Origin of the sequence: Helicobacter aurati (genome assembly GCF_003364265.1) — a bacterium.
GTDB lineage: Bacteria > Campylobacterota > Campylobacteria > Campylobacterales > Helicobacteraceae > Helicobacter_A > Helicobacter_A aurati.
The window spans coordinates 103,781-117,176 of sequence record NZ_NXLW01000002.1; the positions used below are offsets into that span (position 1 = coordinate 103,781).

A 13,396-nucleotide genomic window follows, 5' to 3' on the forward strand; every position below is an offset into this window, starting at 1 on the left:
TAACATCATCACACTGAAACGCGAATAAACCCACGAATAAGCGTATAATTATTTCCACCATAGAAATTCACAGCTGGAATAGTATTAAGGGGATTAGTACTTGTTGGGGAAGGATAAGCTGTATTATTATACACACCGACAAAGCTTAAGCCGATTTTCCCGCGTACATAATGCTTCCACAAAGAAAACTCATATTCTCCTTTTGCTTCAAAACTAAAAATATTACCAAATTCTGAAAAAGTACCTCTTACACCAGCTTCTACTTTAAAAAGATGCTTCATACCAATACTCATTGCGGCATAAGGAGTAATTGCTCCTCCCCAAAACATACCAACATTATATTTAAAAGGTGCTTTATGCCCATAATAATCAATGAGCTCTGCTCCACTTGTACTCACACCAATTAACCCAAACTTAACCTTTAGAAATTGATTCCATATCATTTCTTGTTCAGCCCATGCAATTGCGGATAAATCTCGCGCTGTGCCTGCGTTAGAACTCGCGTCAGCCGCACTTTCAAAATTATGACTAGGTGCTGTATTGCCAATAACATAGGTATGTGGAGCTTTATAATATTTGTTATAAGCTACAATATGCAGCTTTGTTTTCATTTCAAGGTCTCGCGTAACGTGATAACCAACTTGTGTTTTAACACCAAATGCGCTAAAAAATCCCGTTACATAAGCATAAGGTTCTAAATAAATATGATGTGGCAACTTAATTTTTGCGTGAAGAAGATATGTACCAAAACTACTTAATTCACTTCGAAAGGGCGTAACATACTCATTTGAAACCATTGCACTCCCATAGGAGGCAGTAGCATGAAGCGAAGTGTATTTAATTCCATCATAGGTAATAGCAAAACCCTGTGAATTAAAAGTATTCCATTCTGCATTAGATCTGTAGCGACCTGCCGTAAAGTGAATGCCATATCGATTGTCAATATAATCAATATATGCAGAATCCAAAAGGAATATTTGCTTAGCATCTTCATAACGTTCGTGCGAGGCATTTTGAATGGTAAGAATAGGAGCGGCAAGCACAAAGCCAATTCCAGCTTTTAGACCTTTTAACCTACCTGTCTCATAATAACCCAAAAAAGTACCATCCAAAATAGTTAATTCATCACCAAAAGCCTGTTGATAAAACAATGAGGCAGATAAATCGTGGTAGCCATTCTTCCAAAAGGCATCGACAAGATTCTGCGCCTCCGTACTTTGATTGTAGCTATGAGGTGTTGCGGAAAAAGCAAAAGTTGAACAAGATACCATGCAGTAAATTGCCATTACCTTTGTTTTATTGAATCGTAAAAACGCAGATAGATTACTTTTTTTAAAAAAAAATGCCATAAAAAACACATACTCAACAAATCTCAACCCGTTCATTGTAAAAAACCTATTCATAGAAATACCCAAATAAATAAATTAAACTAAGATTTATAGCAAAAAGTAATCCAAAATTATAGTCAAGGTGTATTTCTATTAACATAAAATTGCAAAAAAATGTTCTCTAACCTAGTAGAATCATCGTTAGTGTAAAAAGAAATGAACGTTATGATTCCAACAATCCATCAATCTTTGGGAGAGTGATGCCCTGCTGATATTGATACTTTCCTCCCTTATCTCTATAACTTTGCATGCAAGTTTCATCTCCTGTAAAAAAAAGAACTTGCGCTATACCTTCATTAGCATAAATTTTCGCTGGTAACGGTGTTGTATTTGATATTTCAATCGTAATAAAACCTTCAAATTCTGGCTCAAATGGCGTAACATTTACAATAATTCCACAACGCGCATAAGTACTTTTACCAAGACAAATCGCTAAAACATTTTTGGGGATTCTAAAATATTCTATTGTTCTTGCAAGTGCGAAAGAATTAGGAGGAACAATGCAAAATCCTTCCTTATTTGTTTTCACTTCAACAACATTTTTTTCGTGAAAGTCTTTAGGATCTACAATGGTTGCACCAATGTTAGTAAAAATCATAAATTCACAACCTACTCGAATATCATATCCATAACTACTTAGTCCATAACTAATCACACCTCTATTAATTTGTGTTTCAACAAAAGGCGTAATCATAGCATTTTCTAAACTTTGCTGTTTTATCCATGTATCTGATTTAAGCCCCATTTGCTTCCTTAATTATCAACAATAGTAACATTATAGCATGATTCTATGAAAACTTAAGTTAAGCAATTCTAAGCAATTCATGCATCGTCAAAGTGAAAATTCAATGCTTAAAGATTCTTAGCCGCCAAATAGATGTGTGCTTGCCGTATTAGCTCATAACCTACAATAGCAACAACATTAGAAAGATTGAGACAACGACAATCTTTAGCCATAGGAATAGTAAGATATTTGCCTCGAATAAGAGAGAAACAAGATTGGAAACAATCATTTAATCCATTTGTTTCGCTACCAAAATACAAAAAATAATGGAAAGATTTTATACATTGACTGGATTTTTGCATAGCAAAAAAATCCTGCATAAAATAAGAAGTATTGACTTTAGAACTAAAGGCAAAATGCAAAGAAGAAAATGTGGGCTTTGATTCTAATTCATGGGCTAGGGAAAAATATTGAGCATCTAATGCGGCAAAGAAAGCCTTTGTACTTTCATATTCTTTTACATTAAGTTTGTCCCAATAGTCAAGCCCCGCTCTTCTTACAAACTTCGATTCTAAACTAAAGCCTAACGGATGTATAAGATGTAAAGTTGCATTCATCGCAGCACATAGTCTTGCAATGTTACCTGTATTTTGCGGAATCTGTGGATTAACCAAAACAATATGCAAAGCAATAGAATCTTGAGCAAACATAGTTATAAATACTTATTATAAATAGACAAATTTACCTAAAAACAGATTAATCTGAAATCTTTATTGGCTCTTGTCATCCTCTTTTACCTTAGGTTGATTCTGCTTGGCTGAAAGATATTCAGAAAGAAAAGCATAAGCACGTGAAATTTCCTGCAAATCTTTAGCACTTGATTGATTATAGGGTTTAGTAAGATTTTTATGATCAAGAATATGTTGTTGCTTCTCTCGAAACAACGTATCCATAGCATCATTGAGCTGTTTAGAATCAAAATCATCAGTAAGCCCAAGCAATAACAAGGCACGTTGTAAATCCATAGTAGTGGTAGAATCTTTCTCGTTAATCGCCTTAAATTCATCATAGAGCTGATTAAAGTCGTTATTTTCTATTTCTAAAATTGCAGCTACATCGATAATACATTCCTCTTCTTGTTGAGCAAAGTATCCATCTGCATAAGCTAATGCAAACATAAATTCAATAATTTTCACCCTTTTTTTATACTGCCCAATAGTTTCATCACGAAACAACATAGCAAGCTCTTGAATATCTTCACTGCCGGATTCCCGATAAATTTCTAAAAACAAAGATTCTGGTTGCAAGGAATCTTTTGCCATATCTTCAACTATTCCTTCAATAAGCTTTTGTTCTAATAAACAGCTTTTCCCGTCGGCATAGCTCAATCTGCCTAAAATCCTCATTAGAATCCCATATTCAGAAATTTTTAATTTTTCTTTGGGATTTAATATCACTTCTTGAACAGGAATATCTTGCTTTTGTGTAAAAGAAGATTCTGAATCTAATGGCGTAAGTGGATTGCTAAGATAAATTTTGAAACTTTTTACAAGATAAAAAATAATGCCCGCTGCTATAAAAAATAATAAGAATTCCATAGAATTTCCTTTCAGATTTTTAACTTTTTCCTCAACTCTTGTTTACGAGCTTGTTCTGCCTCAAGAGCTTGCTTCTTGAGTGTACGTTTCTCTTCTAATTGCTTTTCTGCGATAAGCCTTCTACGTTCTCTTGCTTCTTGAATTTTCAAGCGATAGGCATCTCTCTCTTTCGGATCTTGATATTTAACAGGTTTCATAAAAAATGCAAACAAGATCATTGCAGACAAAATAACCGCAATAGGAGCTTGTTGTGGACCATTAAGATGATACCATGCAGCACCTATCAAACAAGCAAAAAAAATCTTCAATACGGGAATCATATCTTTCTTCAAACATAAAGATTAAGAAGCTTTTACATTATCCAAAATAAAGCTTGGCTTTATGGCATGCAAATCAAAGGCAGCTTCTTTTGGTTTGTCAAAACAAAGTAGCAATAATTGTGCCAAATGTAATATGGGAATTTCGATTCTATCTCGTTTACAATATTTCGAACAAAGTTTAAAATGTTTATCAAAGATATTAAGCGAAGAATTTGAAAATACACAAAGAAAATCTACACCTAAATCAATTCCAGCATAAAGAATTTCTCCACTTTTTTGGTATGCCATATTTTCGTTAAAGGGTAGCAAATGTGTGTAAGATTGCATACTAAAGGGCATTTCAAATGCCTGTAAACCTATTTGTGCAAAAGTTCTACTCAAACCCTGATATTCACCATTGAGATTGCAATCAAAATGCCTATTAGAATAATAAAGGCAGGTAGAAAAACCCGTATGGCCGTTGCCAATATCTTGTTTGGGTAAAATCAGCGGCATAGCACTACTTCTACTAACAGAGTAAATATTTTTTAATGCGGTGTTATCTGCAAAACCACCATTAGACATAAAACGCAATTTAATATGTTGCTCTATATCCTGCATATATTCTGCAACCATAGTAGGAAAATAAGCTACATATTTATGAAGCATAGAAATATCAATATCGATATTCTGTATTTTCATCTCTTTTACAAGAAAGTCACGTATTGCTTCATTGTTATAAACAAAACTAATTGCACAAATGATATTCGCATACGAATCTTCTTCTAAAGCAAGTAAAATGCAGTTTCTCTTTGCGGCTAACCAAATATTATAAATATTAGCAAAAACGAACTGTTCAATCTTACCTATACGTCCATAATAACCACCATGATATTTAAACTTCTCATTACTATTTAACACTTGCTGCGATATATTAAGTTGCTCTAATACTGCCCGTGAAGCAACCGCAAAAGAACTAGGATGCGTAAAACAATCATAAAGTAAATACATAAAAATCCTTATCAACTTCTTGTTATCAGTATATTAGTAGAGAGTATCAAACCACCATATTCAACTATGCTATTCCTCAAATAAGCTTACTCTAATAACAGCTGTTTGCTAAGCCGTCTTATTGCACATGATTCTTTGCCAATATCTCTTGCATATCAATTGTACCCATATTGCCACTGAATATAGGGCAACGTGAAATAGCATTCTCATCAATTTGTATTTTATTGACACATTGGAATCCGTAATTCATATCGAGCTGTTTACCCAAAAAAACCCATTCGCCTTTATGTACTGGACAACGCGAACTATTAATAAGCTGCGATTGCAATGATTGTATTTCATCATCAATCAAAGGATTTTCAGGGAAAATAAGATTCGCCACAGGGACGTGAGAGAATATACCATTTTCTCTATGGGAAATAAAACGTAAAAGATTTGTTGCTTGCATAGGATGTCTTCCCATAAGCCACTTTATATAAAGTAAAAACCCATCTCCATAATATTCTTCCTCATAACATGTTGCAATGAAATTCATAAGGAGGTACTTTTTTAATTCTTCTCGTTCAGTAGGATAAATAAAATTAGCCATATAAAAAAATCCTTGATACTTCTGAAAAGCTAAATCTAAATCCAGTAACAAATCTTTCTTTACATATCTTTTGCTAAGAGGCTCAATTATCCACGAAACGCCAAATTTCTCTACCAACTGCCCAACAGCTATATCCTCCAATATTGCTATACCGTTAATACGACAATGCACAAAATCCATATCCACGCCAAATTCTTGATAGCCAAATAACTTTTGCGGAATCTTCCGAAAAATATCTTTTAAGGTAGATTCGACGTTACAGTGAATCTCAACCCGTATATAACCATTCTGAAAATCTATTCTTGAATCAAATGAAAACACATCTAAATATAGTTTCATAATCTCATCTCTTTTTAGGAACTTAAAGAATCTTACCTTTATTTTATGAGTTTTGCAATACAAAAATATTGTTTTTCTAAAATTATAAAGATTGCGCTATTATTCGTAGCATTTTTCAAAATATACTGAATCACGGGGCAAGCATGAATGCTGCTTATTTACAACGAGAAACACCAACAAAAATATTTTGCAAATGGCACAAGCTCCATGAAACAAAAGAGACTAATATAGTAAATTTTTTACAAACATGGAGGACTTTTTGTCAAGAAAATGATTCTGCGCAAGCACAGAGAATACAGGTTTTTGGCAATGTTCAAGGTGTAGGATTTCGCCCTTTTGTGTTTGGATTGGCAAAGACGTTGAAACTTCACGGTTTTATCCGAAACTTGCATGATTGCACAGAAATTCTCCTCACTCATCATGCTCTGCCCAAAAACCATAACGACATACTAGAAACATTCCTCTTTTCTCTACTTCTTGCATGCAGACAGGAACATGAAAGAACACGATTAATTAAACATCTTCAATCCATTGACAGAAAAACACATCTCATAGTGCAAAAATGCAATATTATCAGCAAGACACTCTTTCTTCCTATGCGCGCTTGTATTCACGCGTTCTCTATTGAATATTTGCCTATATTTGAGAATCTACATGAATTTCGAATCATAGAATCTCAAAACATCACCACTCAATCTCAAGCCATTCGTGTGAATATACCAACGGATATGGGCATTTGCAAAGAATGCCTTCAGGATATGCGCAATAAGGATTCAAGATTCTTTTCTTATGCTTTCACTGCCTGTATAAATTGCGGAGCAAGATATAGCATTATAGAATCTTTACCATACGATAGAAAACACACTTCTATGAAGAATCTAACACTTTGTGATTCTTGTCAAAATGACTACAACAATCCACACAATAAGAGATTCCATACTGAACCAATAAGTTGCAATACATGCGCTATTCCTATGAGGTATTATCAAATAGCCTATAACCATTCTTTCACGCAAGAAATCTACGGTTTATCTGCACTCCAATCCTTAGCGCAATCTCTTAATGATAATCATATTGCCCTCTATAAAGGACTAGGTGGCTTTGCTTTTCTTGCTAATGCGTATGATAAACAATCATTATCGCTTTTACGTAAAATCAAATCGCGCCCACATAAACCATTCGTTATTATGGCAAATACAGACACATTAAATAAGCTCGCGATATTGAATGATGAATCCCAACAAGTTCTAAATAGCGCAGAATCTCCGATCGTTATCGTCTTAAAAAGCAGGCATTGTAACCTGCCAAAAGAAGTAAGCAACCTTGCGACTATTGGCGTTATGCGTCCATACACTCCTGCGTTATTGCTACTTTTTGAATATCTACCAAAGGATTTTGTGCTTATTTATACTTCTGCTAATAATAAAGGCGAAATGATTGCAAAAGACATATCGGAACTCAACATACAATCTATTCTCTATCAAATGGCACAGCACAGTACGCAACAAGCTAGTCAAAATGCCGCACTAACACAACAAGATTCTACGCAAGATAACATATCGCCATCTCATTCTTATCAAGACAATAATGTCTATCCGAAACTCGCTGTTTTTGAATACGAACGTGAAATCCTCCATAGAATCGACGATAGCATTGTTGTAGGCTGCGATTTAGTCAATCTGGATTCTCACTCGAAAACTAAGCATTCTTTCTCTAATATGTCCCTACAAAATAGCCTTTCATTACGTAGTCTACGTCTTGCTAGAGGTTTCACTCCGCTACATATTGTCAGCAGCAAACTACATTTAAAAGTGCTTAGCGCAAGTTTTGGTGCTATGCAAAAAAGCAGCCTCGCTTTTGGAATCCACGATTCTCTTGTTGTTAGTCCATATCTTGGAGACTTATTTAGCACAAAAAATTGCTTGCATTTTCAAGAAACTTTTTCTTTCTTTGAATCTCTTTACGGCACACCAGAAGTTTTTATCACTGACAAGCATCCACGCTACGCAAGCACTCAAATAGCCCATACTCTCACAAAAAAATACCATCGCAATGGAAAATCTATTCATATTGAAAGTATTTATCACCACCATGCGCATCACAATGCACTTTTGTTAGAATCTGGCTTGCAAGAAGCAATAGGCGTAATCTTTGATGGAAGCGGATTAGGAGATGATGGAAGCATTTGGGGCGGCGAATTTCTCTCTGGAAATCTCAAGAAAATTGAACGCAAATTATTTTTTAAACCTTTTAGAATCCTAGGCGGAGAAAAAAATATCAAAGATTGTCAAAAACTCACATTAAGTTATGCTATGGAAAATCATCTACATGCGATTATAGAATATCTACAAACCGTAATGTCTCGACAAGAATTAACAATACTACAAACTATGTTTAACAACGCGTTAAATGCGCCATATACTAGCTCTGTGGGCAGACTCTTTGACATTGCAGGATTTTTTTGCGGATTAGATTCTATTGATTATGAAGGGCAAAGCGGGGAACTGCTCGCTTCATTATCGGTTGATATTCCACAATTTCACGACATGTCCAATCCATACACTCTTCATTTCCCACAAGGATTCAATAAAGCATCGAAAAAATTATCGCACAAAGCCTTTTTGTTGCGATTTGTTAATTTTTCGCCCTATCCTTACGAAATCACAAAGCAAGGCATTGATATATCTGGATGCTTTCATGCAATGTTTCAAGATTCACTACAAAACAAAAGTAAAAGCGTTATGGCTCTACGTTTCATTGATACCTTGAGTTTTTGCATAAAAGATTCCCTCAAGCTTTTGGGGGCTGATTATGCGCTATTTGGTGGAGGAGTCTTTGCAAATTTTGTCTTGTGCGCAAGAGTAAAACAGCTCTTAGATTCCGTGGGTATTAATAGCTTTTTCCCTCAATTACCATGCAATGATTACAGCATTAGCATTGGGCAATTAGGCTTTGCTTCGCAACTTTGATACAAACTCAATAAAAATCGCTATTGCTTTTAAAATGTGCTATACTTTAGTTTATCTTATTTTAAGGAGACACAATGAGTGTTGCAAGCATTAAAGAACACATGAATAACCATCATATAGAGGAACTCAAAGGATTGGTTCGATTGTATGGCGGATTTGAAGCCAACACAATAAGTTTAACGCATGTTGATTCTCATGGCTTAACAATACAGGCAGATGAAAAAGAAGTTTTTGCTCCATTCCCCGCAAAAACAGAAGAAAAAGATTACAAAAATGCAATTATCGCATTGTGCAGTACAATTCATAAAAAACCAGAAAATATTCAACAAGAAATTGAAGAATTTATGGAATCTTTGAATACCATTCTACTCTCTACTCTTTCTACTGATAATCTGCCAAATATCAGCTATTCCCCATTACTACGTTACAACAAAGAATATTTTCTCTATATCAGTGAAGTTGCTGAACATTATACTAATCTTAAAAATAATCCTGAAAGCTTACAGGTTATGCTCATTGAAGACGAGAGCCAAACTAAAACAATTCTTGCTCGCAAACGACTAATATATAACGCAAGCGCAGAATTTCTACCAAGAGATTCATTCTTTGACGCAGTATACGATGCTTTTGAACAAAGGATGGGCGGTAAATCAGGCGGTATAGGCGCAATACGTGAAATGACTGATTTCCATTTAATAAAACTGCATTTTAAGCAAGGACGTTTTGTTAAGGGTTTTGGGCAAGCGTATAAAATCGCTCAAGACGGCACAATAACGCACGTGGGCGGTGGGAAAGGTGGCATGCCTCATGGTATGCCACATAAAAGATAATTGCTCTCTTTGTTGTGCAAAGTTATATAATATTTTTATTAATTGCTGCCATTAAGCAAAGTTTATTGGCAGATAGTTAGTTTCCTATTTATATAGATAGCATTATTTATTGTTCTGCCACCTTAGATCACGCACGAGAGAATAGGATTCCTCATAGAAAGCAAATAATAGAGTCATTTTAGAATCATTAGAATCGTTTCTTTGATAACTCTAAAGGCTATACACAATCAATCATAAAATTCACAAAAGGCTTGCCATTAATCTAGCACAAGTAAGATTCTATAATAAGAATTATCACAAAAATTTTAGTGTCATGACAAGACTAACGTAATTTACATTGATTTCATCATTGCCTATCTTTCAAGTTATCCATACAGATTCCATTCGAGATAAACAACAAAATATGCTATTGCTATATCTACAATTCTAAAGAAATTGTGATACAGAATATAAAATCAATTCAAAAACTTAATTATTCGAGATTATTTGAGGTATAGAGCAGACTATTTTTAATCTCTGACTTTTATCTCTGTTATTCTGCTACAATATGTCCAACTATCGCTTTTGAATTAATAAAAGCTCTCGCTTCATCACTATTCTGAAAACCACGTAATGCAACACGATATAGCCCTTTATCTGTTTTAATCACATCAACATCATAAGAAGTATTCTGAAACTTCGCATAAATCTCATCTCGGAAACGTTTAGCTCTCTCTTCTTGACTAAATACATTCAAGGAAATCATATAGCGACCTTTTTGCTTTTTCGTATTGCCCAGATTGTCTGTACTGCTAGTATCCGGTGCGGATTGTGCTTTTGAATTATTAATTGGTGTATCCTTTGACATATCCTGCGTGGCGAGTGGTTTTTGAATCTCCGATTCTAATAGGTTTGACATCTCTTTGGGAGAATCTTGAAATTCAGATTCGGATTGTGGTTTGTGCGATTCTGCCTTATTTTGCTGCATTTGCAAGTGATTAGTGGAATCTTTAAGCTTTTGAATCGTGTTATCAATATCAGACATAATAGGCTCAAATGAATCGTTGTTGGCATTTTCATTTTGTACGGCTTGTGTTGCCTCCTGCTTTTGTTCTTCTTTGTTTATCGGAATATTCTTTGAATCTGCCACTGGAGTATCTGAATTATTAGATACATCACGTTGCGTCAATTGGTTAGAATGGCTATTTTGAGCAAGGGGCGCACTTTTAACAAGGTGGGGATTCTGATTGGGTAAAACCATTGATACAATAGGCTCATCTAATGTGTCTTCTATAACCTCTAGTTTATGGGAATCTAAATTGCTACCCTTAGTTTTAGTCTGACTACTAACTTGCTGTTTAGTTTCAGTTGAGTTATCACTATATAAGCGATTCGCATTGGAATCAGCAGCTCCAAGAGACGTGTTGGATGAAAGAGATTCTGGAGGAGTAGAAAGCTGAATAGGTTCAGGAGGTTGAGATTTTATTTCGTCAGACGCTAATATTCTTTGTGACTCGGGCTTACTACTAGATACATGAGAATCTACTTGGGAATCTTGCGCAACAGATATGGTAGCTTTTGGAGTCGCAGGAGATTTCTTAGAATCTTGTGTAATCTTTGTCGCAGATTTGGGATTATTATTTTGCAAATCTCCACCAAACCCTACCACCTCAATCCTTACATTAGCCACTCCTTTGCCTACCATTTGAATATCTCTAGCGGCAACGTTGGACAAATCAATAATTCTTCCTTCCACAAAAGGACCTCTATCATTAATGCGCACCACTGTGCTTTTACCGTTATCCTTGTTAAAGACACTCACAATGGTGTTCATAGGGAGCGTCTTATGTGCAGCAGTATGCGCATGCATATTGTAGGTTTCGCCGTTAGAAGTAGCCTTAGCATGAAAATCTGGACCATACCAACTAGCAATTCCATCAAAAGTATCACCTACTTTTACGGGATGAGGACGGTAGGTTTTTCCGCGTATAGTGTAAGGACGCATAGTTGCTCTTTGTATCGCTTCACTCTCGCGCATGCCCTCCAACAAAGAACGTGTCGGCTGGAAATGTCCGCTCCCAGCCACAGGAGGCGTATAAGTAGCGGCTTGTATATCCTGTTGTCTTTCTCCCCCCGCTTTACTCCCCTTATTTGTTTTCACAATAGCCTGTTGTTTAGTGTCTGATTGCTTAGCCGATCGATTGTCGCTCTCAACGAGCGAAGTATGAAAATTGGAGGTTTGTGTTTGTGTATATTTAGGAGAATATTTCACATCTTTATTTTGATATGAACCTAAAGATTCATAGTCTTTGAAGCTACCTAAACCGCCACCATATCTACTTTCGGGAGCACAACCAAACAAAAAAAAGCCAATCAATCCAATGTTATAAATGCTATATACATATCGCAATGTATCTCCCTTGAAAATCTTAATTGCAAATATTTAACTACTTGTTTTTTTTATTGTTTTCTTTTTGTTATTAATAGAGACAACAGTGGGTCGTATGGGCAGCAAGAGCTTTTGATTAACAGAAAGAAAATCAGATTTAAGAGAATTAATTTCTTTGATTTTTGCCACAGTTAAGCCATTTTTCCTTGCTATTGCAAAAAGCGTATCACCTTTTTTTACTTTATAGGGCAAAAAATATGAGGTAATATCCAAAGAGTTTTTAAAATTCTGACGAAAATAACTAAGCTTTTCGTAGGGAATATAAACTTGATATTCCTTATGTTCTAAGGGAATAAAATCATACTTAAAATGGCGATTATAATTTTTTAATGATTCTAAAGTCATATTAGCGCCTTTAGCTATATTGGCTAAAGAGTTTCCGGCTTTTACATTAACAATAACAAGAGAATCAGCCGCACCTCGATTAAGCATATATTCCTTATCGTCTCTCTTTAATTGATGCGCATTGGAAAAGGCTAATGACATAGACATGATTTTGCGTAAATAATTACGTGTTTCAAGCGGGAGATATTGCTCATCTTCATTTAAGAGAATCTCTATACTATCATCTCCTGCCTGCGCGATTGCGCGATTAAGCCTGCCTAAACCACAATTATACGCCATTGCTGCAAGATACCATTTCCCTGTCGCATTGTATAAATACTGCAAATACTTGATAGCGGCCTGCGTACTTTTAATCGGGTCTTGTCTTTCATCAATATATTCATTAATGAGCAATCCTAATTCTTTTGCCGTAGCGGGCATAAGCTGCCAAATACCCGCCGCCTTTTTTGAGCTCAACGCATGAGATTGAAATTCAGATTCTGCCATAGCGAGAAATAGAAATTCTTGCGGCACATCAGAATCAAAAAGCATTTTACGTAAAATGGGAATAAACTCATACCCTTTATCAAACTGCCTTGTGAGGTATTTCCATCGCATTGTATCAGCTACAATTAATCTCCCTTCACTTGCAAGTGTCAATATATATTCAGTTGGTATGCCAAAAGCGTTAATTGTCTCTTCGTCAAAACGATTGAGTAAATGCGGACTAAAATGAGTGTTCATGCTATATTCATACGACTCTAAGTCATTAGCTTGTTGCAATTCAAAAGCAAAACACACAGAACAACACATTAAAAACTTGCTGCAAGAACTCACAAAAAATCTAACCGCTCTCTTGGCTATCAACACAAAAACATCCTTAATCCACAATAATCA

At 35.2% G+C, this 13,396-nt stretch carries 11 protein-coding genes and 1 pseudogene; 2 read left to right on the plus strand and 10 right to left on the minus strand.

Annotated elements, in window-relative coordinates:
* Positions 1–8: 8 nt before the first annotated feature.
* The 7 genes from CQA66_RS01680 to CQA66_RS01710 all read right to left on the minus strand — a co-directional run bounded on the left by CQA66_RS01680 (position 9) and on the right by CQA66_RS01710 (position 5,948).
* A complete protein-coding gene (locus CQA66_RS01680) occupies positions 9–1,403 on the minus strand; it encodes an outer membrane family protein (RefSeq protein ID WP_244910946.1) in 1,395 nt (464 codons plus the stop codon).
* Positions 1,404–1,551: 148 nt separating this feature from the next.
* Complete coding sequence (dcd, locus tag CQA66_RS01685; RefSeq protein WP_104763013.1) at positions 1,552–2,133, minus strand: dCTP deaminase; 582 nt, start codon at positions 2,131–2,133, stop codon at positions 1,552–1,554.
* A 107-nt stretch (positions 2,134–2,240) separates the two neighbouring features.
* On the minus strand, positions 2,241–2,822 hold the full coding sequence (locus CQA66_RS01690) for a tRNA (cytidine(34)-2'-O)-methyltransferase (protein WP_104763014.1): 582 nt from the start codon (positions 2,820–2,822) through the stop codon (positions 2,241–2,243).
* A gap of 60 nt (positions 2,823–2,882) precedes the next feature.
* Positions 2,883–3,710, minus strand: coding sequence for a TerB family tellurite resistance protein (locus tag CQA66_RS01695; RefSeq protein ID WP_104763015.1), 828 nt, complete (start codon positions 3,708–3,710; stop codon positions 2,883–2,885).
* Between the two features lie 11 nt (positions 3,711–3,721).
* On the minus strand, positions 3,722–4,030 hold the full coding sequence (locus tag CQA66_RS01700) for a hypothetical protein (RefSeq protein ID WP_104763016.1): 309 nt from the start codon (positions 4,028–4,030) through the stop codon (positions 3,722–3,724).
* A gap of 21 nt (positions 4,031–4,051) precedes the next feature.
* The gene (locus tag CQA66_RS01705) at positions 4,052–5,020 is read right to left on the minus strand and encodes an HdrB C-terminal domain-containing protein (RefSeq protein WP_104763017.1); all 969 of its coding nucleotides are present in this window, start codon (positions 5,018–5,020) and stop codon (positions 4,052–4,054) included.
* Between the two features lie 118 nt (positions 5,021–5,138).
* The gene (locus CQA66_RS01710; RefSeq protein WP_104763018.1) at positions 5,139–5,948 is read right to left on the minus strand and encodes a DUF5644 domain-containing protein; all 810 of its coding nucleotides are present in this window, start codon (positions 5,946–5,948) and stop codon (positions 5,139–5,141) included.
* 143 nt (positions 5,949–6,091) lie between these two features.
* On the opposite strand from CQA66_RS01710, the gene CQA66_RS01715 reads away from it, so the two are divergent.
* Both CQA66_RS01715 and CQA66_RS01720 read left to right on the plus strand, forming a co-directional pair.
* Positions 6,092–8,917 carry a Kae1-like domain-containing protein gene (locus tag CQA66_RS01715; RefSeq protein ID WP_104763019.1) on the plus strand — a complete coding sequence of 942 codons (2,826 nt, stop codon included), beginning with the start codon at positions 6,092–6,094 and terminating at the stop codon, positions 8,915–8,917.
* Positions 8,918–8,991: 74 nt separating this feature from the next.
* Positions 8,992–9,747, plus strand: coding sequence for a HugZ family heme oxygenase (locus tag CQA66_RS01720; RefSeq protein ID WP_104763020.1), 756 nt, complete (start codon positions 8,992–8,994; stop codon positions 9,745–9,747).
* A 532-nt stretch (positions 9,748–10,279) separates the two neighbouring features.
* Here CQA66_RS01720 and CQA66_RS09640 read toward each other — a convergent pair.
* The 3 genes and pseudogenes from CQA66_RS09640 to CQA66_RS01730 form a co-directional block, all read right to left on the minus strand.
* A complete protein-coding gene (locus CQA66_RS09640; RefSeq protein WP_324843341.1) occupies positions 10,280–10,987 on the minus strand; it encodes an SPOR domain-containing protein in 708 nt (235 codons plus the stop codon).
* A 294-nt stretch (positions 10,988–11,281) separates the two neighbouring features.
* Positions 11,282–11,839 (minus strand): annotated as a pseudogene (locus tag CQA66_RS09415) (septal ring lytic transglycosylase RlpA family protein); the annotation flags it as partial.
* A gap of 330 nt (positions 11,840–12,169) precedes the next feature.
* A complete protein-coding gene (locus CQA66_RS01730) occupies positions 12,170–13,369 on the minus strand; it encodes a lytic transglycosylase domain-containing protein (RefSeq protein WP_233707732.1) in 1,200 nt (399 codons plus the stop codon).
* Positions 13,370–13,396: the final 27 nt, after the last annotated feature.